Here is a 24581-nt window from a genome sequence, read left to right on the forward strand (position 1 = left end):
ATCGGGATCAATAACCAACGGTTTGCCAGCGCCGCCGGGCAACCGGCATCGATGCACCGCACGGCCGTCATGCCGCGCCGTATCACAACCGCCACATTGGCCCCATTGGGAAGGGGCCGGGTTGCGCCCTCTCAGCAGCGACGGCAGCCGCCGCTAAGAGGACAGAGACACCCAGGCGCGATGGCCCAGGGCAATCGGGCTATCGACGGTCGAGATCGATGAGACCGAGCCGGGCCGCCTTGAGCAGCCGGCGAGGCACCTTGTGCTTCTGACCGGCAACGGTGACGCCGACGAGTTCGGCCTTGGTGGCCTTCCACTGCGAGCGCCGGCTTCGAGTATTCGCGCGCGACATCCTGCGCTTTGGTGTGGCCATGGTCGGACCTAACTCCTCGGTCGGGGTTTCGGGTTCAACATGTCGCACGGCATGGCCAATCGGCACAGCGGCGACGAATGACCTCAACGATAGTCGGTGACCTGCTGGTTGCCAAAACCGGGCACCGCCGGATCCGCCGTGTTCGCGTACCGAGTGAGGCGGGTATCACACCGTGGCAGGAGTCCCGCTATGCTGACCTACCGGTTGGTTGGTTCACCCACCGGCAAACCCTGCCCACCGGTAACCCCGATGAAGGAGGACGCGGATGGCGTCTCGTTCTGATGCGTCCGGCGCCGTACGCATCGCGAACTGTTCCGGCTTCTACGGGGACCGTCTCTCGGCGATGCGCGAAATGCTCACCGGCGGCGAGGTGGACTACCTCACCGGCGACTACCTGGCCGAACTGACCATGCTGATCCTGGGCCGCGACCGGATGAAAAACCCCGAGCGCGGCTACGCCAAGACCTTCCTGGCCCAGCTCGAAGACTGCCTGGGACTGGCCCACGAGCGCGGAGTGCGCATCGTCGCCAACGCCGGCGGCCTCAATCCCGCCGGGCTGGCCGATGCGATCAGGGCCCTAACCGAGCGCTTGGGCATCGGCGCCCGCATCGCCCACGTGGAAGGCGACGATCTGGCGCCCCGCGCGGCCGAACTCGGCCTGGGCACACCGCTGACAGCCAACGCCTACCTGGGCGCGTGGGGCATCGTCGATTGCCTCAACAGCGGGGCCGACGTCGTGGTCACCGGCCGGGTCACCGACGCCTCGGTGATCGTCGGATCCGCGGCGGCGCACTTCGGCTGGGGCCGCACCGACTACAACCAGCTGGCCGGCGCCGTGGTGGCCGGCCATGTCATCGAATGCGGGGTCCAGGCCACCGGCGGCAACTACGCCTTCTTCACCGAGGTCCCCGATCTGACCTACGCCGGCTTCCCGCTGGCCGAGGTCAGCGCCGACGGCACCTCGGTGATCACCAAACACCCCGGCACCGGTGGGCTGGTCAGCCCCGACACCGTCACCGCACAACTGCTCTACGAGATATCCGGCGCCCGCTACGCCAATCCGGACGTGACGGCCCGGATGGACACCATCCAACTGTCCAGCGATGGCCCGGATCGGGTGCGCATCAGCGGCGTGATCGGCGAAGCCCCCCCACCCACCCTGAAGGTGTCGCTGAACAGCATCGGCGGGTTCCGCAACGCCATGACGTTCGTCTTGACGGGTCTGAACATCGAGGCCAAGGCCGAGCTCGTGCAACGCCAGCTCGAGGCCACCCTGACCGTCAAACCCGCCGAACTGGAATGGACCCTGGCCCGCACCGACCACGTCGACGCCGACACCGAGGAAGCCGCCAGCGCCCTGCTGCACTGCGTGGTCCGTGACCCCGACCCCGCCAATGTGGGCCGCAAATTCTCCTCGGCCGCGGTGGAATTGGCGTTGGCCAGCTATCCCGGATTCACCTCGACCGCGCCCCCGGGCGACGGCCAGGTGTATGGGGTGTTCGTGCCCGGCTACGTGGACGCCAAGCTGGTGCCACACATCGCCGTGCACGCCGACGGCACGCGCACCGATATCCCCTGCGCCACCGAGACCCTGGAACTGGAATCGGTCGATCCCCCGGCCTTGCCCGATCCGCTGCCCACCGGCCCGACCCGACGGGTACCGCTGGGCCTGATTGCCGGCGCCCGCAGCGGAGACAAGGGCGGGTCGGCCAACGTCGGACTATGGGTGCGCACCGACGAGCAGTGGCGCTGGCTGGCCAACACGCTGACCGTGGAGCTGCTCAAGGAACTGCTGCCCGAGGCGGCCGATCTGCAAGTCACCCGCTACGCGTTGCCCAACCTGCGGGCGCTGAACTTCGTCATCGAGGGGATTCTCGGTCAGGGCGTGGCCTATCAGGCGCGATTCGACCCGCAAGCCAAAGGGCTGGGCGAATGGCTGCGCAGCCGCCACCTCGATATCCCGGAGAGCCTCCTATGAGCATCTGGAACACACCCGAGCGCGAAGAGTTGCGCAAGACGGTGCGCTCATTCGCCGAGCGGGAAGTGCTACCGCACATCGACGAATGGGAACGCACCGGCGAGTTGCCCCGTGACCTGCATCGCCGCGCCGGGGCGGCCGGCCTGTTGGGCGCAGGACTGCCCGAATCCGCCGGCGGGGGCGGCGGCGACGGCGCCGACTCGGTGATCATCTGCGAACAGATGCACCAATCGGGTGCCCCGGGTGGGGTTTTCGCATCGCTGTTCACCTGCGGTATCGCGGTGCCGCACATGATTGCCTCGGGCGATGAGCGGCTGATCGAGGAGTTCGTTCGGCCCACGCTGGCCGGGGACAAAATCGGCGCGCTGGCCATCACCGAACCCGGCGGCGGCTCGGATGTGGGGCATCTGCGGACCAGCGCGGTGCGCGACGGTGACCACTTCATCGTCAACGGCGCCAAGACCTACATCACCTCCGGAGTACGCGCCGACTTCGTGGTCACCGCGGTCCGCACCGGAGGCCCCGGAGCCGGCGGGGTTTCGCTGTTGGTCGTGGAAAAGGGCACCCCGGGATTCGTTGTCAGCCGCAAGCTGGACAAGATGGGCTGGCGCTCCTCGGACACCGCCGAGCTGTCCTACACCGATGCGCGGGTTCCCGCGGCCAACCTCGTCGGCGCCGAGAACAGCGGCTTCGCCCAGATCGCGCAGGCGTTCGTCTCCGAGCGCATCGCGCTTGCCGCACAGGCGTATTCGAGCGCGCAGCGATGCCTGGACATCACCGTGCAATGGTGCCGCGACCGGGAAACATTCGGCCGCCCACTGATCGCGCGCCAATCGGTGCAGAACACGCTGGCCGAGATGGCCCGCCGCATCGACGTTGCCCGGGTCTACTCGCGCAGCGTGGTGGAGCGCCAACTCGCCGGCGAGCACGACCTGATCGCGCAGGTCTGCTTCGCCAAGAACACCGCCGTCGAGGCCGGCGAATGGGTAGCCAATCAAGCCGTTCAGCTGTTCGGCGGCATGGGCTACATGGCCGAATCCGAAATCGAACGCCAATACCGGGACATGCGAATCCTGGGCATTGGCGGTGGCACCACCGAAATCCTGACCGCACTGGCCGCCAAACTCCTGGGGTATCAATCATGATTGCAACACCAGTTCGCCACCGGTTCGCCCGCCACCGCAGGCGGTGCGCGTGACCGTATTGCGCTCCACACTCGACCCGAACGGGGCCGCCTTCAGCGAGGCGGCTTCGGCCGCGACCACGAAGCTCGATGAGATCGACGCCGAACTCGCCAACGCGCTGGCGGGCGGCGGGCCCAAGTACGTTGACCGCCACCATGCCCGCGGCAAGCTGACTCCCCGGGAACGCATCGAGTTGCTCGTCGACCCGGATTCCCCTTTTCTGGAGCTCAGCCCCCTGGCCGCCTGGGGCAGCGCGTTCAAGGTCGGCGCCAGCACCGTTACCGGCATCGGGGTGGTGGCGGGGGTCGAGTGCATGATCGTCGCCAACGACCCGACGGTCAAAGGCGGCACCAGCAATCCGTGGACGTTGAAGAAGATCCTGCGGGCCAACCAGATCGCCTTCGAGAACCGGCTTCCCGTCGTCTCGCTGGTGGAATCCGGCGGGGCGGACCTACCCACCCAGAAGGAGATCTTCATCCCCGGCGGGCGAATGTTCCGCGATCTGACCCGGCTGTCCGCGGCCGGGATTCCCACGATTGCACTGGTATTCGGAAACTCGACGGCTGGTGGCGCCTACGTGCCCGGGATGTCCGATCACGTGGTGATGATCAAGGAGCGGTCCAAGGTGTTCTTGGCCGGTCCCCCGCTGGTGAAGATGGCCACCGGCGAGGAGTCCGACGATGAGTCGCTCGGTGGCGCCGAAATGCACGCCCGCATATCTGGTTTGGCCGATTACTTTGCCGTCGACGAGCTCGACGCGATCCGCATTGGGCGCCGCATCGTGGCTCGGCTGAACTGGGTCAAACAGGGCCCAGCCCCCGCGCCGGTGACCGAGCCGCTCTTCGATGCCGAGGAGCTGATCGGCATCGTGCCCTCGGATCTGCGCGTCCCCTTCGATCCCCGTGAAGTGATCGCCCGCATCGTCGACGGCTCCGAATTCGACGAATTCAAGCCGCTGTACGGGTCGTCGCTGGTCACCGGCTGGGCCCGGCTGCACGGCTACCCGGTGGGCATCCTGGCCAACGCCCGCGGCGTGCTGTTCAGCGAGGAGTCCCAGAAGGCCACCCAGTTCATTCAGCTGGCCAACCGCGCCGACACGCCACTGCTGTTCTTGCACAACACCACCGGCTACATGGTGGGCAAGGACTACGAAGAAGGCGGCATGATCAAGCACGGCTCGATGATGATCAACGCCGTGTCCAACTCGAAGGTCCCGCACATCTCCCTGCTACTCGGCGCCTCCTACGGTGCCGGTCACTACGGCATGTGTGGGCGCGCCTATGACCCGCGCTTCCTGTTCGCCTGGCCCAGTGCCAAATCCGCGGTCATGGGCGGTGCGCAGCTCTCGGGCGTGCTGTCGATCGTGGCGCGAGCGGCCGCGGAGGCTCGCGGCCAGCAGGTCGACGAGGCCGCCGACGCCGCGATGCGCGCGGCCGTCGAGGGCCAGATCGAAGCGGAGTCGCTGCCGCTGGTGCTGTCCGGAATGCTTTATGACGATGGGGTGATCGACCCGCGCGACACCCGCACCGTACTGGGAATGTGTTTGTCCGCCATTGCCAATGGCCCGATCAAGGGGACGTCGAACTTCGGCGTCTTCCGGATGTGATGCCGATGTCTATCACTCGAGTGCTAGTTGCCAACCGCGGCGAGATCGCTCGGCGGGTGTTCGCCACCTGCCGCCGGCTCGGCCTGGGCACCGTCGCCGTCTATACCGACCCGGATGCGGCCGCGCCGCATGTCGCCGAGTCCGACGCCCGGGTGCGGCTGGCGCAGACCAACGACTATCTCAACGCCGAGGCCATCATCGCCGCCGCCCGTGCGGCGGGCGCCGACGCGATCCACCCCGGCTACGGATTCCTTTCGGAGAATCCCGAGTTCGCCGCCACCGTCACCACAGCGGGCCTGACCTGGATCGGACCGCCGGTGGACGCGGTGCGCGCGATGGGCTCCAAGATCGAGTCCAAGAAGCTGATGGCCGCCGCCGGTGTGCCGGTGCTCGACGAACTCGACCCCGAGACCGTCACCGCGGCACAGCTGCCGGTGCTCGTCAAGGCTTCAGCCGGCGGCGGTGGTCGCGGCATGCGTGTGGTCCGCGAATTGTCGGCCCTGCCCGCCGAAGTCGAGGCCGCCCGCCGCGAGGCGCAGTCCGCATTCGGTGACCCGACCGTGTTCTGCGAGCGTTACCTACCCACCGGGCACCACATCGAGGTTCAGGTGATGGCGGACACCCACGGCACCGTGTGGGCCGTCGGGGAACGCGAATGCTCCATTCAGCGTCGCCACCAGAAGATCATCGAAGAGGCACCCTCCCCCTTGGTGCAGCGCATCCCGGGGATGCGGGCCAAGCTGTTCGACGCGGCCCGGCTGGCCGCGGAAGCCATCGGCTACACCGGGGCCGGCACCGTGGAGTTCCTCGCCGACGATGCGGGCGAGTTCTACTTCCTGGAGATGAACACCCGACTGCAGGTCGAGCATCCGGTCACCGAGGAGACCACCGGCCTGGATCTGGTTGAACTGCAGCTCGCGGTGGCCGACGGTGGCCGTCTCGAGGCGGAACCTCCGCCCGCCCATGGTCATTCCATCGAGGCCCGCCTCTACGCCGAGGATCCCGCGCAGGGCTGGCAGCCGCAGGCGGGCGCGATGCACACCATCGAGGTGCCGTCGGTCCGAGCCGAATTCGCCACGCTGGGACAGCGCACCGGAATTCGGCTGGATTCCGGGATTGTCGACGGCTCGGTGGTGTCCATCCATTACGACCCCATGCTGGCCAAGGTCATCTCCTACGCCCCCACGCGCCGGCAGTCCGCACTGGTACTCGCCGATGCGCTGGCCCGCGCCCACCTGCATGGGCTGCGCACCAACCGTGAGCTGTTGGTGAACGTGCTGCGGCATCCGGCGTTTCTCGACGGCGCTACCGACACAGCGTTCTTCGACACCCACGGGTTGGCCGAACTGGCCGCGCCGCTGGCCGACGCGGACAACATCCGCTTGTCGGCGACCGCCGCGGCCCTCGCCGACGCCGCCCACAACCGGGCAACCGCGACGGTGTTCGGATCCATTCCCAGCGGCTGGCGCAACGTGGCGTCGGGTTATCAGGTCAAGACCTACCGCGACGGCGGTGACGTCGAGTACCGCATCGAATACCGATTCACCAGAACGGGACTCCAGATTGCCGGTGACGACTCGGTGCGGCTGGTATCGGCGACACCCAACGACGTGGTGCTGGCCGGCGAAAACGGGGTGGCCCGACGCTTCACGGTCGCGAGCTACGGCCAGGACGTCTTCGTCGATTCCCCCAGCGGCCCGGTGCACCTGGTTGCGCTGCCCCGCTTCCCGGAGCCGGGTTCGGCCGTCGAACAAGGATCGCTGGTGGCACCCATGCCGGGCAACGTCATCCGGTTGGGCGCCGATGTTGGCGATACCGTCACCGCCGGTCAGCCACTGATCTGGTTGGAAGCGATGAAGATGGAGCACACCATCAGCGCCCCGACCGATGGCGTACTTACCCAGCTCAACGTCCAAACCGGCCAACAAGTCGACGTCGGCGCCGTCCTAGCCAGAGTGGAAGCGCCTGAAGCAGAAGGAGATTCGTGATGACCGACACCAGCTTCATCGAGAATGAGGACCGCCGGGCGCTACGCAAGGCGGTATCGGAATGGGCGTCCAACTACGGCCACGAGTACTACCTGAAGAAGGCGCGTGCTCACGAGCACACCACCGAGCTGTGGTCGGAGGCCGGCAAACTCGGCTTCATCGGGGTGAACCTGCCCGAGGAGTACGGCGGCGGCGGCGCCGGCATGTACGAGCTGTCGATGGTGATGGAGGAAATGGCCGCGGCCGGCTCCGCCCTGTTGCTGATGGTGGTCTCGCCGGCCATCAACGGCACCATCATCAGCAAGTTCGGCACCGACGAGCAGAAGCAGCGCTGGCTTCCCGGCATCGCGGACGGGACCCTGACGATGGCCTTCGCCATCACCGAGCCCGACGCCGGATCCAACTCGCACAAGATCACCACGACCGCCCGCCGTGACGGCAGCGACTGGATCATCAAGGGGCAGAAGGTCTACATCTCCGGTATTGACCAAGCCCAGGCGGTGCTGGTGGTGGGACGCACCGAGGAAGCCAAGACCGGGAAGCTGCGTCCGGCGCTGTTCGTGGTCCCCACCGACACCCCCGGCTTCACCTACACGGCGATCGACATGGAACTGGTCAGCCCCGAACGGCAGTTCCAGGTTTTCCTCGATGATGTGCGGCTGCCCGCCGACGCGCTGGTCGGAGCCCAGGACGCGGCCATCGCCCAGCTTTTCGCCGGGCTGAATCCCGAGCGCATCATGGGTGCGGCCAGCGCGGTCGGCATGGGACGGTTTGCACTGAACCGGGCCGTCGACTACGTCAAGACGCGCCAGGTGTGGTCCACCCCGATCGGCGCCCACCAGGGGTTGGCGCATCCCTTGGCGCAATGCCACATCGAAGTCGAGCTCGCCAAGCTGATGATGCAAAAGGCCGCGACGCTGTATGACCACGGCGATGACGGCGGAGCGGCCGAGGCCGCCAACATGGCCAAGTACGCGGCGGCGGAGGCGTCGGCCCGCTCGGTCGATCAGGCCGTGCAGTCGATGGGCGGCAACGGGCTGACCCAGGAGTACGGCGTCGCGGCCATGCTGACCTCGTCGCGCTTGGCCCGGATTGCCCCGATCAGCCGCGAAATGGTGCTCAACTTCGTCGCGCAGACGTCGCTGGGCCTGCCCCGAAGCTACTGAGGCCCCACCGATGGCTGATCGTCTCGTCGAGTACGCGCGTGACGGCGTGGTTGCCCGTCTGACGCTGAACTCCCCGCACAACCGCAACGCCCTGTCCACCACCCTGGTCACCCAGCTGCATGAGGGGCTGCGGGATGCCGCGGCCGATCCGGGCGTGCGGGTCGTCGTGCTCGGGCACACCGGCGGCACCTTCTGCGCTGGCGCGGACTTGAGCGAGGCCGGCTCCGGCGACCCCTATGACCTGGCTGTCGCGCGGGCCCGGGAAATGACCACGGTGCTGCGCGCCATTGTGGAGTCGCCACGACCGGTGATCGGCGCCATCAACGGGCACGTGCGCGCCGGAGGCTTCGGCCTGGTCGGTGCCTGCGACATCGTAGTCGCCGGCCCGGCGTGCACCTTTGCGCTGACCGAAGCCCGGATCGGGGTCGCCCCGGCAATCATCTCGCTGACATTGCTGCCGAAGCTGTCGGCGCGGGCGGCCGCCCGCTACTACCTGACCGGAGCGAAGTTCGGCGCCGACGAGGCGGCGGAGATGGGTTTGGTCACCATCGCCGCCGACGACATGGAGGCCGCGGTGGCCGCGCTGATCGCCGATGTCGGGCGCGGTTCGCCGCAGGGCCTTGCGGCGTCGAAGGCACTGACCACCGCGGCCGTACTGGCCGGTTTCGACCGTGATGCGGAACGCCTCACCGAGGAATCGGCGCGGCTGTTCGTCTCGGAGGAAGCCCGCGAAGGCATGCTCGCGTTCTTGCAGAAACGCCAACCCAGCTGGGCCTCCGACTGAACCTCCGGCAGCCGAAGCCGCCGGACAGGCTGCCGCCCCGGGCCCGGGGCTGGTGACGCACAGCGAACTAACATACATTGACCAAACTCCATGCATGCCCGCTCGAATCTCGATAGCCGGAACCCACCGCGACCGACTCGAGCTGGCCCGCGCTGAGCTCGAACCAGCTTTAGCGGCAGCGGCGGCAACGGTGGAGCCGGCGGCACCGGCGCATCCGCCGGAACCGGTGGTACCCCGGGCAACGGCGGCCTACTCTTCGGCGCATCCGGCACACTGGGGTAGCCGGCGTGCCCCGCCGTTGCCATCACAAATCACCATCCCCGCGCGGCCGGGTCGCCGGATCTCAGGATCCGTAGAAACGCGCACTTCGCACCGGGTCACCAGAGCCCACCGGCCGCGCGAACGTTGCAGTTTAGCCAACACCTCTTGCAGCAAAATCGCGAAGTCGTAGGCTCGTGGGTGATGAGCAATCCAGCCCGACGTGACGCACAGGACACGCGCGACGATTCGTCGCTCGCTGCGGATACCGATCGGATCCAGATCGCACAGCTGCTGGCATACGCAGCCGAGCAGGGACGACTGCAGCTCAACGAGTATGAAGACCGATTGACCAGGGCCTACGCCGCAACCACGTATCAGGAGCTGGACCAGCTGAGCGCCGATCTTCCCGGCGCCGCGGTAAGTCCGCGCCGCGGCGGCAACTGCAACCCGGCACCTTCGACTCTGCTGCTGGCCTTGCTGAGCGGGTTCGAGCGTCGCGGCCGGTGGAACGTGCCCAAGAAGCTGACCACCTTGACCCTGTGGGGCAGCGGAGTATTGGATCTGCGCTACGCCGACTTCACCTCAACCGAAGTCGAAATTCACGCCTACTCGATCATGGGCGTGCAGACCATCCTGTTGCCGCCCGAGATCAACGTCGAGATCGACGGCCGCGGAATCATGGGCAACTTTGACCGGGAAGTCGCGGGCGAGGGCAGTCGCGGGGCCCCCAACGTCAAGATTCAGGGCTTCTCGTTCTGGGGCGGGGTAGGCATCAAACGCAAACCACGCAAGGCGCGCAATTAGACCCATCAGTCGGTCAAACGCACGGCCCTAGCGCCTGCGCCGAGACCTCAGGTAGTCGCCCACCACGGCCGCACCGAGTCCGTCGAGATCGGGTTCGACGACACGTCCCTCGACCCGACGCGCGACTTGATCAATGAACCGGGCCAGGCCCCGGTCACTGCCCAATCGGAAGATGGTGATTTGGGCGCCCAGCCGCGCCATGTCATCGAACCCGCGCACGGTGTGGGCAATGGTGCGCGGATGCGGCGGGTAGTCGAAGAACACCGCAGAACCCGCCCCCTCGCCGGAAAAGTCCTCGAGATGGGCGGTGGGTTCACCATCGGTCACCACCAAGACGACCGGCTGCGCGTTCGGGTGGCGTCTGAGATGTCGCCCGGCCAGCGCCAGCGCGTGGTGCAGGTTGGTGCCCTGCTCGTAGACGCCCTCCAAACCGGTCAGCTCCGCGGCCGTCACGGTCCGCGCGTAGCGGCCGAACGCGATGATCTGCAGGGCATCCGAACGGAACCGCGTGCACACGAGGTGGTTGAGCGCCAGCGCCGTGCGCTTCATCGGCAGCCACCGATTCTCCATCACCATCGAAAACGAGGTGTCCACCAGGAGCGCAACCGCGGCCTGAGTTCGGGTCTCAGTCTCGGAGACTTCGACGTCATCGACGGTGATCCGGATCGGGCCGGCGCCGCCGCCAGGAGGCGCCGTACCGGCCTGGCGCAGCACCGCGTTGGTCAACGTGCGCGAGATGTGCCACGGTTCGGTGTCACCGAACTGCCAGGGCCGGGTCGCGCCGGTCAGCTCACCGGCCGCCCCCGCACGCCGGTGATCCCGCTCACCGCGGCGTCCGGAAAGTTGTTGCACCACATCGCGCAATGCGGTCTCACCCAGCCTGCGCATGGCCTTGGGTGACAGCCGCCATTGGCCGTCGGATCCCCGGTCGAAGAAACCCTGATTCACCAAGGCCCGTTCCAGTTCGGCGAGCGTGCGGGCATCGATGGCGGCCTGGTCGCCGAGTTGACGGGCCAGCGCGTCGAGGTCGACGTCATCCATGGTGGCGCCCGGATAAGCCTGCGAGAGCTGTTCGGCCAGCTGCTCGAGTTCGGCGATGTCGGCCAGCGCCTTGGTGCCTTCACCCATGCCGAACGGGTTGTCGCCGGAGAACTGCTGCTGGCCGGTCCAGTCCTCGCCCGGACGCGCCTCCTGCAGATGGGCGTCGAGGCGGTTGAGTGCCTGCATCAGCGAAGGCGATCCGAAAGCCTGCTGCGCCAACGCATCCAGCTCATCACGCTGCTCCTGGGACAGGCTGTTGCGGAACCGCTGCGCGGCGGCGGCCCGCTTGGCCAGCGAGTCCAGCAGCTCCTCGACATTGCTCGGGTTCTCCGGGAAGAACTCGCCGTGCTTGTCCATGAAGTCTTGGAAGTCTTGCTGGGTGTCCTGTCCCCTGGCGTGCTTGTCCAGCAGGTTGTTGAGGTCGTCGAGCATCTCGTTCACGCGCTGGCGATCCTCGTCGGTGGCGCCTTCCAACGCCTGCTTCATGCCGGCGAAGCGTTGGTCGAGTAGCTCGCGGCCCAGCAGATCCTTGATCTGGTCGTACTTTTCGCGGGCCTCGCCGCTGCGCCAGTCGTACTCGGAGAGTTCCTGTACGGCTTTGGCCGGCGACGGCGGCAATGCCTCCAACTGCAATTCGGAGAATCGAGCGTCATCGTCTAGCGCCCGGGCCAATTCTTTGCGCTCGGCCAGCACCGCCTCGTCCAGCAGCTTCTTGATCTCCTGCAGGGTGCCGTCCAAGTTGTTGCGGCGCAGTAGCTCGCGGCGGCGGCGGTTCGCCTCGGACGCCAACCTGTCGGCACCGGGCATGGACTTGGTGCCGCGCCGCAGCAGCTCGGACAGCGCCCGGCGCGGTGAGGTGCCCGCCATGACGTCCTGACCGATCTGCTCCAGCGCCTCGCGCAGGTCTACCGGCGGCGCCAGCGGATCAGGTCCGCCGGTGTACGCCGAGTACCGCGTCGAGTGCCCCTTCGCCCGGTCAGCCATAAACGGTTTGGCCCTCCCCGGACACTTTGTCGACTCGCTTGGCCAGGTACAGCGCCTCCAGGGCCAGCTCCAGGGCTGCGGCGCGCTCCCCTTCGGATTCGGCGTTGAGTTTGCGCGCGATGGTCTCCACCACCGGCAGTCCTGGAACGGCCGCCAGCACATCCTTGGCCGATACCCGCTCACCGGTCGTCACCGCCGAACCTCCCTCGACGGCTGACACCAGCGTGCCGACGTCGATGCCACCCAGCGCCCGGGACGCGGTATCCGCGGTGGCCCGGCGCAATAGGTGTTCGAGCACCGCCTGCTCGCGCCCCTCCTCACCGGACTCAAACTCGAGCTTGCCGCGCAGCACGTCGATCACGGTGCCCAGATCGACCACCCGGGCCACCGGGTCGGTCTCGCCCAGCACCGCCCCGCGGTGGCGGGCGGCGGCCGCCACGGTCTCCGCCGCCGCGATGGCGAAGCGCGCCGACACCCCGGAGCGCTGATCGACCGAACTGGACTCGCGCAGGTAGCGGGCGAACCGCGCGATCACCTGCAACAGATAATCGGGCACCTGAGCGCTCAGATGCGCCTCCTGCGCGATGACACCCATCTCCGCCTCCAGCTCCAGCGGGTAGTGAGTGCGGATCTCGGCGCCGAACCTGTCTTTGAGCGGGGTGATGATGCGCCCCCGGTTGGTGTAGTCCTCGGGGTTGGCACTGGCGACCACCAACACGTCCAGCGGCAGGCGCAGGGTGTAGCCGCGGACCTGGATGTCGCGCTCCTCCATCACATTGAGCATGGACACTTGGATCCGCTCGGCCAGGTCGGGCAGCTCGTTAACGGCCACGATTCCGCGGTGTGCGCGCGGAATCAGCCCGTAGGCGATGGTTTCGGGGTCTCCGAGACTGCGGCCCTCGGCCACCTTGATCGGGTCGATGTCACCGACCAGGTCGGCAACACTGGTGTCGGGGGTGGCCAGTTTTTCGGTGTAACGCTCGCTGCGATGCTTCCATGCCACCGGCAGATCGTCTTTCAGCTGCGCGGCCCGGCGGATCGACTCCGGCGTGATCGGCCGGTAAGGATGCTCGGGAAGTTCCGCACCGGCGATCACCGGTGTCAACTCGTCGAGCAATCCGGTCAGCGCGCGCAGCAGCCGGGTCTTGCCTTGGCCGCGCTCGCCCAGCAGCACAAAGTCGTGGCCCGCGATCAGGGCCCGCTCGAGCTGGGGAATCACGGTGTCGTCGAAGCCCAGGATGCCCGGCCAGACGGCCGCGTTATCCGGCCCATCGGCCAGCGCGGTCAACAGATTCTCCCGGATTTCCTGCTTAACCCCCCGCTCGCGATGACCGGAGGCACGCAGCTCGCCGACGGTGCGAGGCAGATTGCTCGGTGAAGTCACCACTCCACGCTACGACGAGTCAGGGACAGGCGCCTGGGAACGGGGCCTAGCCAGGCATAAATGCGCCCACACCGGCACCCTAATGCGCGAAGTGGCGCGAACCGGTGAGGTACAAGGTGATGCCCGCCTTGGCGGCCGCCGCGGTGACTTCCTCGTCGCGCACCGACCCTCCCGGGTGCACGATCGCCTTGACCCCGGCGGCCGTCAACGTCTCGAGGCCGTCGGGGAACGGGAAGAACGCATCGGAGGCAGCGACGGCGCCGTTGACGCGTTCGCCGCCGCGCTCCACCGCCAACCGTGCGGCATCGACGCGGTTGACTTGGCCCATCCCGACGCCGATGGTGGCGCCGTCGGCCACGATGACGATCGCGTTGGACTTGACCGCACGACAGCTGCGCCAGGCGAAGACCAGGTCGGTCAGCGTCGCCGGATCGGCGGGCGAGCCGGTGGCCAGGGTCCAGTTGGCCGGGTTGTCGCCGGCGGCATCGAGCTGGTCACGCTGCTGCATCAGCAGTCCCCCGCTGATCGGACGCAGCTCGGCGCCGCCGTCTTGGGGCTCGGATGCCACCAACACCCGGATGTTCTTCTTCTTCGTCAACTGATCAAGGGCGGCGGGAGCGTAGGCCGGTGCCACGATCACCTCGGTGAAGATGGTGCTGACGTACTCCGCCATCTCTGGGCTGACCTCGGTGTTGCAGGCAATCACGCCGCCGTAGGCACTGAGTGGGTCGCAGGCGTGGGCCTTACGATGCGCGTCGGCGACCGAAACCTCCGAGATGGCAATGCCGCACGGGTTGGCGTGCTTGATGATTGCCACGCATTTCTGCTCGTGGTCAAAGGCGGCCCGCCAGGCCGCGTCGGCATCGGTGAAGTTGTTGTAGGACATCTCTTTTCCGTGCAGCTGCTCGGCCTGAGCCAATCCCGGCCAAGCGCCGGGGTCGGCGTAGAGCGCGGCCTGCTGATGCGGGTTCTCGCCGTAGCGCAGCATCGCCTGACGCCGCCAATTTCTGCCGAACCAGCGCGGAAAGTCGGTTTCGGGCTGCTCGGGCGCCACCGTGGACTGCATCCAGCTCGCGACTGCGATGTCGTATTCGGCGGTGTGCTGAAAGGCCAGCGAGGCCAGCTTCTTGCGTTCGGCGAAGGTGAATCCGCCGCTACGCACCGCGGCCAGCACGCCGTCGTATCCCTGCGGGTCGGTGACCACGGCCACACTGGGATGGTTCTTGGCCGCCGCCCGCACCATGGAGGGGCCGCCGATGTCGATCTGTTCGACGCAGTCGTCGACGCTGGCACCGGATTCCACGGTCTGGCTGAACGGGTACAGGTTGACCACGACCAGCTCGAATGCCTCGACTCCGAGCTCGGCCAGCGCCGCCTCGTGCTCGGGGTTTCGCAGATCGGCCAGCAGGCCGGCATGCACGCGCGGATGCAGCGTCTTGACCCGCCCGTCGAGTACCTCGGGGAATCCCGTCAGCTCCTCCACCCGGGTCACCGGAATCCCTTTGCTGGCAATGGTCTTCGCGGTTGATCCGGTCGAGACGATCTCGACACCTGCCGCGGTCAGCCCCTGCGCCAGGTCAACCAGCCCGGTCTTGTCATACACACTGATCAACGCGCGGCGGATCGGCCTTCTTATGTGGTCGGTGCTCATCCTATGGTCGCCTTTCGTCCAATCATCGCTTTTCGTCCGATCACCGTCACGCCGCCGGTGGCAATCCCGGCCACCACGTCCACCAGAAGCTTGCGCTCCACTACCTTGATCCGTTCGTGCAAGGTCGCTTCGTCGTCGCCGTCGAGCACCGCAATGGCTTGCTGCGCCAGTATCGGTCCCGTGTCCATCCCGGCGTCCACCAGGTGCACCGTACAACCGGTGACCTTCACGCCGTAGGCCAGCGCATCGGCTACCCCATGAGCACCGGGAAACGCCGGCAGGAGTGCCGGATGGGTGTTGAGGATCCGTTGGTGGAATTTCGAAAGGAATTGCGGCCCAAGAATTCTCATGAATCCGGCGGATACCACCAGGTCAGGCGAGTAGGCGGCGGTGGCGGCGGTGATGGCGGCGTCCCAAGCATCGCGGCTGGGGTGATCGGAGACGCGGACGGTGAAGGCGGGCACCGACGCCTGCGCGGCGATCTCAGTGGCCCGGCAATCCCGATCGACCCCAACGGCGACGATTCGCGCCGGGTAGTCGGCCACGGCGGCGTCCAGCAATGAGTTCAGCAATGACCCCGTGCCCGACGCGAGCACCACAAGCCGCGCCGGTGCACTCGGGGGTACCCGGACCGGTTCCTGCACACGGCGAGCCTAGTCGGGCTACCCGGCCGCAGCGGCGGGCGGGCATCCGCGGTCAGGTCAAATGTTCGGGCGGATGGCTGGTGTCAGGCCCGTCCTGCCGGTCTGGCCCATCTGGCCGGTCTGGCCGGTCTGGCCCATCTGACCAATCGGCCTCGTCGGGTGCGGCAGGGGGGACGTCGGCGTCGTCGCCACCGGGCGCAACGGGTTCGCGCGAAGTCATATCACCCAGCGGGGCGTCCTGATCGAAAAGTGGGACAAAGGGCTCATCAACGGGCTCACGAATGGGCTCGTCAACGTCTGCTTCAACGGGTGGGGCCGGCCGCGGTTTGGGCCGCCTGGGACGCCGTCTGATTCCACCCGCCATCACCAGCGTGGCGCCCCCGACCACGGCGAACCAGAAGAACACGCCGACCAGCAGTGCTCCCTCGTCGACGCCAACGGCGCCGAAGTTGCCTAGCTTCCCGCTCCCCCCGTAACCGAGCAGCGCCATCGCCAATGCCCCCACCAGGGCCGCGGCCAACAGTTTGCCCATGGCAGGCAGGGGCGGCAGCGGACGGCGCGCGCACTGTTGCCCGACCGCCACTCCGGAGGACGCCCCGATGATCAGCAGGGCTACCCACACCGGCCCCAGCGGCGGGGTGGGAGCCGCGGCCAGGATCGGCACAGCGGGGATGTCGCCGCCAAAGACCGTGAACGCACTGAACGTCGCGAAGCCGATGTGCGCACTGGCCCCGACAGCGATCGCCGCGGCGCCAACGACGACGTTGGGCACATAGAGCACCGACAGCACGGTGAGGCTGAACTGGCCGAACGCCGAATCGGTGATGCCGTACAGCTCCTGCATCGTCGCCCAGTGCACGACCAGCGACCCCGCGGTCACCAGGCCGGAGAGCCCGAGCAGTGCCAGCACCCCGGCGGCGGCGGCCCGCAGCGAGTCGCCCAGCCAGTTCGGCAGCGGTGAAACCGCCAGAGCCCGTCTGCCCACCCGCGACCAGACCCCCAGGCCCGCACCGATGGCATGAACCGCCAGCACGCTGACAAACGCACGCAATGCACTGGGCGTCTGCAACTCGGTGATGACCGACGACGCATCGTGGATCACCGCCAGGCAGATCGCCGCGATCAGCAGCGGCCCGCCCAACGCCGATGCGATAACCCACCGAACAACCAGCCACGACGAGTACGGCGAAGTCGCCAGCGCCGTCGTGCGGGCCGTGCCCCACACCATCAACAGGGCCGGGAGCAGGGGCATTACGCCCAGTTCACGGCCACCGATCGAGATCGGCACCTGGTGCACACCCAGCCACATGCTGGCGATCGCACCCAGCGCGCCCGTCATGTCGCTGTTTGCGATCACCAGCTGAATCAGCGTGACCGCCGCGATGATGACCAGCGCCACCACAGCCGGGGCGAACGCGACCTTGCCCAGGTCGCGCGCCTGGCGAGCACCCGCTGCTCGACTGTCCTCCACCCGTGTCACTCTCCGCGCACGTGTCCTACTAGGCGCGAGAGCGCCCGGTTAGACCGGCGCCGACCCGGGTGACGAAGATTGCTGGCCCTGGCCGTAGTTCTGCTGCCCACCGCCGGGATTGGAGTAGTTGACCGGAGCCGAACCACCCTGGGATCCCGTCCCGGCACTAACGGACGGCGGCGGGCTGAAGCTGGGGAATCCAGTGGGCGGAGTGGACGGGGTCTGGTGCATCGGCTGGGGGGCCGACTGTGCTTGCGGGGCGCTGAATCCACCGCTGGACGGGTTGGAACCCTGGCTGGAGGTAAAGCCGCCGTACTGCGACCCGTACCCGGACGGCTGCTGCGGCGACTGCTGCGGATTGGGCGCGGACTGCTGTGCACCCGGTTGACCGTAGTACCCGCCCGGCTGGCCGCCGTACTGCCCGTACTGGCCGTACTGGCCGTACTGGCCATAGGGATCGAATTTCGGCCTCGGCGCCGGCGCCGACACCACGCCGGTCTCCAGCAACAGCGCGCCGACTGCGGCGACAGCCTGAAACACAATGCACACCAGGACAATCCACAGTGCCCAACCGGTCGAAAAGGCGCTCGGCTTGTTGAAGGTCGACGAAATCATCAGGAATACGCCCAGTATCGAGACGACCGCGACGACGGCCCCGTAGCTCTTGACCTTGGGGAGCAGGCTCACTCCGGCAAGCAGCCCGGCCAGCAACGCCATCCCGACGGCCAGCACGGTGTCGCCGGAAGCTTCGCTGCTGCCGCCGCCGAGTTCAGAGCTGATCGTGAACATCGGCCCGAAGCTGGCGAGATACGCGAGAAAACCGAGCACCGCCACCGCAACGTTCAGGTACATCGGGAGCTTGCTCGCCGCGTCGTCGGCTTGAGCGAAAGACGGTGTGGCGCCTCCGTAGGAGCCGCCCGATTGCGCGGGCGGATATCCGGGGCTACCCGGCGTGTAGGTCATGGCTCCTCCTGTTACTTGCGCGCCGTCGCGGCGCCGCTGCTGCATTGCGACGCTTGGTCCCTGCGACGCGATTCGAACAACCACGCTAGCGCACGTTCCGGTGCTCGCGCCGCGGCGACCTGCCCCCGCTCGACCAGCGCCATCACCTCCGTCGATCCCGCCGAGCCGATCGGCGCGGGGGGCGCTTGCCCGGCCGAGGTAGAACACGTTCTAATTCTGTTATGGACTATGGGCTTGTGCTTTTCACCAGCGACCGCGGCATCGCTCCGGCGGCGGCGGCGAGACTCGCTGACGACCACGGCTTTCACACCTTCTATGTGCCTGAGCACACCCATATCCCAATCAAGCGAGAAGCCGCTCATCCAACGACGGGCGATTCCTCGCTTCCCGACGATCGTTATATGCGCACGCTGGACCCCTGGGTGAGTTTGGGCGCGGCATCGGCGGTGACCTCGCGGGTACGGCTGTCGACTGCGGTGGCGCTGCCCGTCGAGCATGACCCGATCACCCTGGCCAAGAGCATTGCCACGCTGGATCACCTGTCCGGCGGACGGGTCAGCCTCGGCGTGGGGTTCGGTTGGAACACCGACGAACTCGCCGACCATGGCGTTCCACCCGGACGGCGCCGCACGATGTTGCGTGAATACCTCGAGGCGATGCGGGCGCTGTGGACGCAGGAGGAAGCCGCCTACGACGGCGAGTTCGTCAAGTTCGGCCCCAGCTGGGCCTGGCCCAAGCCGGTGCAGTCCCACATTCCGGTGCTCGTGGGCGCCGCTGGCACCGAGAAGAACTTCAAATGGATAGCGCGTAGCGCCGATGGCTGGATCACCACACCGCGTGACTTCGACATCGACGCGCCGGTCAAGTTGTTGCAGGACACCTGGGCGGCCGCCGGCCGCGACGGGGCCCCACAGATCGTGGCGCTGGACTTCAAGCCGGTCCCCGAGAAGCTGGCCCGCTGGGCCGAGCTTGGGGTCACCGAGGTGCTGTTCGGACTACCGGATCGCCCCGAGGATGAGATCGCCGCGTACGTAGAGCGGCTGGCCGGCAAGCTGGCCGCCATGGTCTAGGCGCGAGCTAGAGAACGCAGCGGTTGCCGTAGTCGAACGAGCGCACCCGGATCGCTTGCCCCAGCGGGTCGCCGTCGGTCAGCAACCCGATCAGCTCGTCGTCTTCGGTGCTCGCCAGGAAGCGGCGGCCGTCGGCGGCCAGCCGGCCGATGACGATCCCGGTGAGACGCCCACCGTCATGGCGGACCGTGTACGTCTCGATCGTGGCGGGGCCGTCGGCCTGCTCGGTAACCGGTTGGCTGGCCCCGCTGTCGATTTGTGTTTGCAGCTCGGCGCTGCGGTCCGGCTGCCATTGCGCCGGGGCGGTGGAATAGACCCCGACCGAGTACTTGCTCATGATCCCGCCGTTGGCGCCGACGAGCCCGAACCGTCCCGGCTCGCTACGCATCCGGGCTACGGTCTCGGCCACCGCATGCATCGAGTAGTTATTTCCCGCCCCGCCGAAGAACGGCAGCCCACCGGTGAGCGTCAGACCGCGCGGGTCATCGGTCGCAATCCCCAGACCGTCGCAGATGTTGAACACCGGCACCGGAAAGCAGCTGTACAGGTCGAAGGTGGCGATGTCGTCGAGACCGACACCGGCCACCCGGAGCGCCTCGCGCGCCGCCAGCACGGCTGACGGGGCGTGCCCAAGATCGGGGCGCTGCAGCAGGGCCTGCTCTTGCAGGTCGGCATGCCCGCGAAGGTAGACCCACTTTTCCTCGGGAACCCCGAGCCGGCGTGCGGCCGCAACCGACATCACCAGCGCGGCCGCGCCCTGGTTCACCTGATCGCGCGCGACCAGCAGCCGGGGGTAGGGCTCGGCGATCATCCGATTGCGGTCGGTGACCGTGATCAGCTCCTCGACGGTGCGCTCGATTGGCGCCGCGGCAAAAGGATTGCCGGCCGCGATCTTGGTGAACGGCGCGAACAGCTCGCCCATCCGCCGCAGGTAGTCGGCCGGGCCGAGACCCGTTGCGGCCCGGCGGGCATTCTCCAGCAAGCCGTATTGGGTGGGCGCATCCACCAGGCCGTGAATGATCGTGTAGCGCGTGATCAGGCCGTCGATGCCAGGGCCGCGGTCCTGCAACTCCCCGTCGACGATCTCGGTGAAGTCCGGTTTGTCGGCACGCCCAGCGAAGTGGCGACTGGTCGACGTCGCATCAGAGCCGAACACCATGGTGACTTCGGAGCGGCCTGCCGCGATCGCGCCGGCCAGCTCGGTGATCAGGTGCTGGGGCCCCTGGCCCCCGACGATCTCGAGGATCGCGCGGGCCGGATCCGCCCCGATCCGCTGGGCCACCGAGCGCGGATAGTTGTTGGACCGGCCTAACGGGGCCTTGGGGACGGGCCCGGAGATCTCGAACTGTCGGACGCCCGCGACGGTGTCGATGGCCGCGGCCACGTCGGCGGCACAGTCTTCGAGAGCGGCCTGGGCAGCGGCGGCGGCCAGCTCAACGGCCGACATCCCCCGGTAGTCGGGGTCATCGATGCGTTCGAGGGCCTGTCCGACACCGACAATGACCGGCGTACCCGGATCAAGATCCATAGCATCACTATCTACCTCGCCGAATTACACGTCCGCGCCGGGGCGTCGCGGGGGCACATTCACACCCGAAATATCGCCCGGAACTGGGATAACACCGCCGGTGGGCGCGTACGATTAGCAGTCCGGAATGTATCTGTCATTCCCTGCGCCGTGGAGGTCGCAGATGTCTTTTCTCACCACAGCGCCCGAGTTTGTCAACGCGGCAGCTTCGGATCTGGCGAGCATCGGCACGGCAGTCAGTCAGGCCAACGCGGCCGCCCTTGCCCCGACGACGGGGGTGCTGGCCGCCGGCGCCGACGAGGTGTCGGCCGCCATCACGGCACTGTTCGGGGCACACGCCCAGACCTATCAGGCCCTGAGCGCTCAGGCGGCGACTTTTCATGCCCAGTTCGTACAGCTCATGGCCGCAAGCGCCGGACGGTATGCGACCGCCGAAGCCGCCGCCGCGTCGCCTCTGCAAACCCTGGAGCAGCAGCTTCTCGATGTGATCAATGCCCCCACCAACGCCCTGCTGGGACGCCCGCTGATCGGCAACGGGGCTAACGGGGCACCCGGGGCAGACGGCCAAGCGGGCGGGCTGCTGATCGGAAATGGCGGCGCCGGCGGCGGGGGCACCGCCGCACATCCCGCCGGCGGCAACGGCGGCGCGGCGGGGTTGTTTGGCAACGGCGGAGCCGGCGGACCCGCCAAGCCCAGCAGCAGCCAGGCCACTGGTGGCAACGGCGGGGCCGGCGGGTTGCTGTTCGGCAACGGCGGAGCCGGCGGCACCGGAGGGTCCGGCCTCGGCGGTGTCGGCGGTAACGGCGGGTCTGCCGGGCTGTTTTTCGGCACCGGCGGAGCCGGCGGCGACGGCGGAGCGACGCTGATCTCCGGCGACGGCGGGGCCGGCGGCGCCGGCGGCGCGGGTGGATTTATCGGTACCGGCGGCGCCGGCGGCCATGGCGGCACGACTCCGGCCGCCGGCGCGGGCGGCGCGGGTGGCGCCGGCGGAGCAGGCGGGATCCTGCTCGGCTCCGGCGGAGGCGGCGGTGGCGGCGGTAACGGGACCGGGGCCACCACCACCACCGGTGGCACCGGCGGGATCGGTGGCCACGGCGGTTTCTTCAACGGCAATGGCGGTACCGGCGGCGCCGGCGGATTCGGCCCCACCGGAGGGGCTGGCGGGGCCGGCGGGGCCGGCGGCACACTGTCCGGCTCCGGTGGGGACGGCGGCATCGGCGGGTACGGCGCCGGTGGAGACGGCGGCGGTGCCGGCGGGGCCGGCGGTGACGCGGGCTTGTTGATCGGCGACGGCGGTGCCGGCGGCTCGGGAGGACCCAACGGCGGCACTGATCCCGGCGGCACCGGCGGCAACGGCGGGCGTGCCGCGTTGCTCATCGGTTTCGGCGGGAACGGCGGCAACGGCGGGGTGGGGACGGCGACCACCGGCACCGGCGGCCAGGGCGGCGACGGCGGTCAGCTGATTGGCGTGCCAGGCAACCCCGGCCTGCCGTAGCCACCGAACACGGGGCGCGACAAGTGCCCGAGCAGACGCAAAATGGCACGCTTCCAGGCGGAAGCGTGCCATTTTGCGTCTGCTCGGCGTCTAGAGACCCTTCAGGATCTCCCGGGCCAGCACCGCGGTCTCCGACGGGGTCTTGCCGACCTGTACCCCGGCGGCCTCCAGGGCTTCTTTCTTGGCCGCCGCGGTGCCCGAGGAGCCGGACACGATGGCACCCGCGTGCCCCATGGTCTTGCCCTCCGGCGCGGTGAATCCCGCCACGTAACCGACAACCGGCTTGGACACGTTGGCCTTGATGAAGTCGGCCGCTCGCTCCTCGGCGTCCCCACCGATCTCGCCGATCATCACGATCAGCTTGGTGTCGGGATCCTTCTCGAACGCCTCGATGGCATCGATGTGGGTGGTACCGATCACTGGGTCGCCACCGATACCGATCGAGGTGGTGAAACCGAAATCGCGCAGCTCGAACATCATCTGGTAGGTCAGCGTGCCGGACTTGGAGACCAGCCCGACCGGGCCGGCGCCGGTGATGTTGGCCGGGGTGATGCCAACCAGCGCCTGCCCCGGGGTGATGATGCCCGGGCAGTTGGGCCCGATGATGCGGGTCTTGCCGCCCTTGCCCAGGTTGTAGGCCCAGGCATAGGCGGTGTCTTGCACCGGGATCCCCTCGGTGATGACCACCAGCAGCGGAATCTCGGCGTCAATGGCCTCGATGATCGCGTCCTTGGCGAACTTCGGCGGCACGAAGATGATCGAGACGTCGGCGCCGGTCTTTTCCATCGCCTCGGCGACACCGCCGAATACCGGCAGCTTGATTACCCGGCCACCCTTGTCCTCGTGCGTCACGGTGGTGCCCGCCTTGCGCGCGTTCACCCCGCCGACGATTTGGGTGCCGGCCTTGAGCATGCGCGCAGTGTGGACGGTCGCCTCGCTGCCGGTGATGCCCTGGACGATGACCTTGTTGTCCTTGTTCAAGAAGATCGACATTGTTCAAAGTCCTTTCAGGCGCTGGCCAGCTCAGCGGCCTTGTCGGCAGCCTCGTCCATCGTCGGCACCAGCGTCACCAGCGGGTGGTTGGCGTCGGTCAGGATGCGACGGCCCTCCTCCACGTTGTTGCCGTCAAGCCGGACCACCAGCGGCTTGTTTGCCTCGGCACCGAGGATTTCCAGCGCCTTGACGATCCCGGTGGCCACCGCATCGCATGAGGTGATGCCGCCGAACACGTTCACGAACACGCTCTTGACCTGTGAATCACCCAGCACGACATCCAGGCCGGCGGCCATCACCTCGGCCGAGGCGCCGCCACCGATGTCGAGGAAGTTGGCGGGCTTGACCCCACCGTGCTTCTCACCGGCGTAGGCAACCACGTCCAGGGTCGACATCACCAGGCCAGCACCGTTACCGATGATGCCGACCTGGCCGTCGAGCTTGACGTAGTTGAGGTCGTGTTCCTTGGCCTTGAGTTCCAGCGGATCGGTGGCCGCACGGTCTTCGAACTCGACGTGATCGGGGTGCCGGAAGTCGGCGTTGGCATCCAGGGTGACCTTGCCGTCCAACGCCAAAATCTGGTCGTCGGGGGTACGCACCAGCGGGTTGACCTCAACCAGGGTGGCATCCTCGCCGACGAACAGGTCCCACAGCTTGGAGATGGTTACCGCGGCAGCGTCGAGCACCTCGGCCGGCAGGTGGCCCTGTTCGGCGATGGAGCGGGCGAATGCCAGGTCAACGCCCTTGGCCGCATCCACCGGGACCTTGGCCAACCGATCGGGCTTGGTGGCGGCCACCTCCTCGATCTCCATGCCGCCCTCTACCGAGCACATCGCCAGGTAGGTGCGGTTGGCACGATCGAGCAAGAACGAGATGTAGTACTCCTCGGCGATGTCGCTAGCCTCAGCGACCAGCAACTTCTTGACCACGTGGCCCTTGATGTCCAAGCCGAGGATGTTGTTGGCGTGTTCGTAGGCGTCGTCGGGCGTGGCAGCGTACTTGACGCCACCGGCTTTGCCGCGACCGCCGATCTTGACCTGCGCTTTGACCATTACCGGATGACCGATTTCGGTGGCAATAGCCCGCGCGCCCTCGGCGGTGTCAGTCACCCGCCCCGGCGTAGTAGGTACATTGTGCTTGGCGAACAGTTCCTTCGCTTGATACTCGAATAGATCCATGGGCTCACTGTCTTCGCTCGACTTGCTAGACCAAT

General features: G+C 67.6%; 19 protein-coding genes. 9 read left to right on the forward strand and 10 right to left on the reverse strand.

Annotation, left to right across the window (positions count from 1 at the left end):
• Nucleotides 1–199 precede the first annotated feature (199 nt).
• Nucleotides 200–373 carry a 50S ribosomal protein L32 gene (gene rpmF, locus CCUG20998_RS22520; protein WP_012396080.1) on the reverse strand — a complete coding sequence of 58 codons (174 nt, stop codon included), beginning with the start codon at nt 371–373 and terminating at the stop codon, nt 200–202.
• A gap of 265 nt (nt 374–638) precedes the next feature.
• Between rpmF and CCUG20998_RS22525 the strand changes: the two genes are divergently transcribed.
• From CCUG20998_RS22525 to CCUG20998_RS22560, 7 genes are all read left to right on the forward strand, one after another.
• Nucleotides 639–2351, forward strand: coding sequence for an acyclic terpene utilization AtuA family protein (locus CCUG20998_RS22525; RefSeq protein WP_012396081.1), 1713 nt, complete (start codon nt 639–641; stop codon nt 2349–2351).
• Complete coding sequence (locus CCUG20998_RS22530; protein WP_020729676.1) at nt 2348–3496, forward strand: acyl-CoA dehydrogenase family protein; 1149 nt, start codon at nt 2348–2350, stop codon at nt 3494–3496. The genes CCUG20998_RS22525 and CCUG20998_RS22530 overlap by 4 nt, the downstream gene beginning before the upstream one ends.
• Before the next feature lie 49 nt (nt 3497–3545).
• Nucleotides 3546–5141 (forward strand): acyl-CoA carboxylase subunit beta, encoded by a 1596-nt coding sequence (locus tag CCUG20998_RS22535; RefSeq protein ID WP_012396083.1) that lies wholly within the window; start codon nt 3546–3548, stop codon nt 5139–5141.
• Nucleotides 5142–5146: 5 nt separating this feature from the next.
• A complete protein-coding gene (locus CCUG20998_RS22540) occupies nt 5147–7129 on the forward strand; it encodes an acetyl/propionyl/methylcrotonyl-CoA carboxylase subunit alpha (RefSeq protein WP_036456460.1) in 1983 nt (660 codons plus the stop codon).
• Nucleotides 7129–8295: an acyl-CoA dehydrogenase family protein gene (locus CCUG20998_RS22545; RefSeq protein ID WP_012396085.1), complete on the forward strand. Its 1167-nt coding sequence runs from the start codon at nt 7129–7131 to the stop codon at nt 8293–8295. The genes CCUG20998_RS22540 and CCUG20998_RS22545 overlap by 1 nt, the downstream gene beginning before the upstream one ends.
• 10 nt (nt 8296–8305) lie before the next feature.
• Nucleotides 8306–9079 carry an enoyl-CoA hydratase family protein gene (locus tag CCUG20998_RS22550; protein ID WP_020729674.1) on the forward strand — a complete coding sequence of 258 codons (774 nt, stop codon included), beginning with the start codon at nt 8306–8308 and terminating at the stop codon, nt 9077–9079.
• 462 nt (nt 9080–9541) lie between these two features.
• A complete protein-coding gene (locus CCUG20998_RS22560) occupies nt 9542–10144 on the forward strand; it encodes a DUF1707 SHOCT-like domain-containing protein (RefSeq protein ID WP_036456071.1) in 603 nt (200 codons plus the stop codon).
• A 27-nt stretch (nt 10145–10171) separates the two neighbouring features.
• Here the strand turns inward: CCUG20998_RS22560 and CCUG20998_RS22565 are convergent, their stop codons facing one another.
• From CCUG20998_RS22565 to CCUG20998_RS22590, 6 genes are all read right to left on the reverse strand, one after another.
• Entirely contained in the window at nt 10172–12169 is a 1998-nt protein-coding gene (locus tag CCUG20998_RS22565) for a vWA domain-containing protein (RefSeq protein WP_020729672.1), read from the reverse strand.
• Nucleotides 12162–13556 carry a sigma 54-interacting transcriptional regulator gene (locus CCUG20998_RS22570; RefSeq protein WP_020729671.1) on the reverse strand — a complete coding sequence of 465 codons (1395 nt, stop codon included), beginning with the start codon at nt 13554–13556 and terminating at the stop codon, nt 12162–12164. Before CCUG20998_RS22570 ends, CCUG20998_RS22565 begins: the two co-directional genes overlap by 8 nt.
• 76 nt (nt 13557–13632) lie before the next feature.
• Nucleotides 13633–15204 (reverse strand): bifunctional phosphoribosylaminoimidazolecarboxamide formyltransferase/IMP cyclohydrolase, encoded by a 1572-nt coding sequence (purH, locus tag CCUG20998_RS22575; RefSeq protein ID WP_020729670.1) that lies wholly within the window; start codon nt 15202–15204, stop codon nt 13633–13635.
• A complete protein-coding gene (purN, locus tag CCUG20998_RS22580; protein WP_036456068.1) occupies nt 15201–15848 on the reverse strand; it encodes a phosphoribosylglycinamide formyltransferase in 648 nt (215 codons plus the stop codon). Before purN ends, purH begins: the two co-directional genes overlap by 4 nt.
• 52 nt (nt 15849–15900) lie before the next feature.
• Nucleotides 15901–17319, reverse strand: coding sequence for a cell division protein PerM (locus CCUG20998_RS22585; protein WP_020729668.1), 1419 nt, complete (start codon nt 17317–17319; stop codon nt 15901–15903).
• Nucleotides 17320–17367: 48 nt separating this feature from the next.
• Nucleotides 17368–18282 (reverse strand): DUF5336 domain-containing protein, encoded by a 915-nt coding sequence (locus tag CCUG20998_RS22590; protein ID WP_020729667.1) that lies wholly within the window; start codon nt 18280–18282, stop codon nt 17368–17370.
• Nucleotides 18283–18503: 221 nt separating this feature from the next.
• Between CCUG20998_RS22590 and CCUG20998_RS22595 the strand changes: the two genes are divergently transcribed.
• The gene (locus CCUG20998_RS22595) at nt 18504–19352 is read left to right on the forward strand and encodes an LLM class F420-dependent oxidoreductase (RefSeq protein WP_020729666.1); all 849 of its coding nucleotides are present in this window, start codon (nt 18504–18506) and stop codon (nt 19350–19352) included.
• Nucleotides 19353–19359: 7 nt separating this feature from the next.
• Here the strand turns inward: CCUG20998_RS22595 and CCUG20998_RS22600 are convergent, their stop codons facing one another.
• The gene (locus CCUG20998_RS22600) at nt 19360–20880 is read right to left on the reverse strand and encodes an acetyl-CoA acetyltransferase (RefSeq protein ID WP_020729665.1); all 1521 of its coding nucleotides are present in this window, start codon (nt 20878–20880) and stop codon (nt 19360–19362) included.
• Nucleotides 20881–21043: 163 nt separating this feature from the next.
• Here CCUG20998_RS22600 and CCUG20998_RS22605 point away from each other — a divergent pair, with 163 nt between their 5' ends.
• Nucleotides 21044–22375, forward strand: coding sequence for a PE family protein (locus CCUG20998_RS22605; protein ID WP_116269147.1), 1332 nt, complete (start codon nt 21044–21046; stop codon nt 22373–22375).
• A gap of 90 nt (nt 22376–22465) precedes the next feature.
• On the opposite strand, the gene sucD is transcribed toward CCUG20998_RS22605, so the two are convergent.
• Nucleotides 22466–23368, reverse strand: coding sequence for a succinate--CoA ligase subunit alpha (sucD, locus tag CCUG20998_RS22610; protein WP_015357031.1), 903 nt, complete (start codon nt 23366–23368; stop codon nt 22466–22468).
• Nucleotides 23369–23382: 14 nt separating this feature from the next.
• Nucleotides 23383–24546 (reverse strand): ADP-forming succinate--CoA ligase subunit beta, encoded by a 1164-nt coding sequence (gene sucC / locus CCUG20998_RS22615; RefSeq protein ID WP_012396100.1) that lies wholly within the window; start codon nt 24544–24546, stop codon nt 23383–23385.
• Between the last annotated feature and the right edge of the window lie 35 nt (nt 24547–24581).

This window comes from Mycobacterium marinum, from assembly GCF_003391395.1.
Taxonomy (GTDB): Bacteria; Actinomycetota; Actinomycetes; order Mycobacteriales; family Mycobacteriaceae; genus Mycobacterium; species Mycobacterium marinum.